The following is a 1,814-nucleotide window of genomic DNA, read 5'->3' as shown; positions in this document are numbered from 1 at the left end:
CGAGCGTAGGTCCTTGCGTAGTGCGAACTTTGGTCGGTTCAGCACGGCAACCTACGCTCGTTCACTTTTACACCGCATCTCGGACGCGACCGGGCCGTCATGCGATCACCCACGTCCTGCGATGACAGATTTGCCTCATCGCCTTTCCCACAGCCCTCTGAGCCGACGGAGAAGAAGTCGGTGACTCTTCGTCGTTCACTCGTAGAACAGATCGAAAGCCGTACCGGCCCTCGCACTTCGTCGGCCAGGCAGCCGAATACGGCCCGGCACTCCTCAAAGAGGAGGAGATCGCCGCCGATCGCGAACGCAGGATCGGCCCGCTCACGCAGGAAGCCCGACGGACATGGCCCGGAGCCTGAGGCGCTTCCTACCCCCGTCTTCGGGCCGGTTTCCGGCGTATTAGCGAAGTAGTGTGGTGATCCTGCTGTCCTTTACTGCCTCAACGGGTACGGGGGTAAGGATGGATGAGCGCCGGGAGTGGGTGGGGAGCACGGCGTGGTACGTGGCTCCGCGCCAAGCCGGAGAGCGGGACGCCTGGAGCGAGGAACTCGCCGCGAGCGGCCGGCGCGGCGCGCAACGTCTTCGTGAGGTCGCCGAAACGACTCCGCCTCCGGAGGTGGAGGCGGCGCTCGGGCTCTCACCGGGAGAACCGGTCGTGGTACGGCGGCGGACCATGCTCGTGGACGATCAGCCGGTCGAGCTGACGGACTCGTACTATCCACGCTCCGTGGCAGCCGGTACAGGTCTGGCCTCGCCCGGCAAGATCCGGGGTGGCGCCCCCACTCTTCTCGCCGAGCTGGGCTATGTGGCGGATGAGGTGGTTGAGGATCTGTCGGTGCGGCCCGCGCTGCCAGCTGAAGCGCGAGACCTGGCCCTGCCCGGCGGCGCCCTGGTCATCTCCCTGATCCGGACCAGCTCGACTGCGGATGGTGTGCCGTTCGAGGTTTCCGTCATGGTCATGAGACCGGAAGGGCGCCACTTCCGCTACCGCTTGAAGGCGAGCTGATATTCGTGGCACGGAAGAAGGACGGGCGTCCCCGGCACCAGCAGATCGCGGCGGAGATCCGGGCCCGCATCATGTCCGGCGAACTCCCGCCCGGGGCACGCCTCCCCACCACGCTGGAGCTCATGTCCACGTACGACGTCACGAACCAGACGGTTCAGCGGACGTTGAGCGTCCTCAAGGAGGAAGGATTCCTGGTCGGACGGGCCGGGGTCGGCGTCTATGTCCGGGAGGAGTCCCCGATCGGCATTCAGGCTGCCGCCTATCTCCCACCGCCTGACAACCGAGAGCTACCCGGGTGGGCGACCGACGCCGAACAGCGCGGGCAGCAGAGCGCCGTCCGGCTTCTGGAGGTGGCCGAGGTCCGGTCGCCCGCCGAGGTGGCGGGTCTCTGGGGGGAACGGGTGTCGATGCGCAGACAGGTGCTGCTGCTGGACGAGGAGCCGGTCGAGCTCGCCTGTGTCTACCACCCGCTGGAGATCGCGCGGGGGACGCCTCTGACGCATCGGCGCAGGATCCGGGGTGGCACCGCGCGGGTGCTCACCGAGCTGGGATACCCCCCTGTCGAGTCGGTGGACCGCGTATCGACGCGGTTGCCCACCACCGGGGAACTCGAATTGCTGGATTTACCCGACAACGTTCCCGTACTGCGTACTTTTCGCATCGTTTATACGAAAAATCAGCAGCCGGTGGAAATTCAGATCCTGGTCAAGGGCCAATGCCGCTAAGTTAAGCCGCTGCTGGGAGTCCTTCGAGTTGGATGGTCGGCGGGCTGGCGTGGGTGACACTGACGTCGGTACGGCGTTTGACC

At 66.0% G+C, this 1,814-nt stretch carries 2 protein-coding genes; both read left to right on the top strand.

What is annotated here, in order from left to right; translation table 11 throughout:
- Positions 1 to 412 precede the first annotated feature (412 nt).
- Positions 413 to 1,006, top strand: coding sequence for a UTRA domain-containing protein (locus AB0J42_RS37615; RefSeq protein WP_364303365.1), 594 nt, complete (start codon positions 413 to 415; stop codon positions 1,004 to 1,006).
- A gap of 5 nt (positions 1,007 to 1,011) precedes the next feature.
- Positions 1,012 to 1,731 carry a GntR family transcriptional regulator gene (locus AB0J42_RS37610; protein ID WP_364303362.1) on the top strand — a complete coding sequence of 240 codons (720 nt, stop codon included), beginning with the start codon at positions 1,012 to 1,014 and terminating at the stop codon, positions 1,729 to 1,731.
- The last annotated feature ends 83 nt before the right edge of the window (positions 1,732 to 1,814 follow it).

Origin of the sequence: Nonomuraea sp. NPDC049649, assembly GCF_040675175.1 — a bacterium.
Lineage (GTDB): Bacteria > Actinomycetota > Actinomycetes > Streptosporangiales > Streptosporangiaceae > Nonomuraea.
The sequence above is the reverse complement of the archived record's forward strand: the minus strand, read 5'-3'. Positions and strand labels throughout refer to the sequence as shown.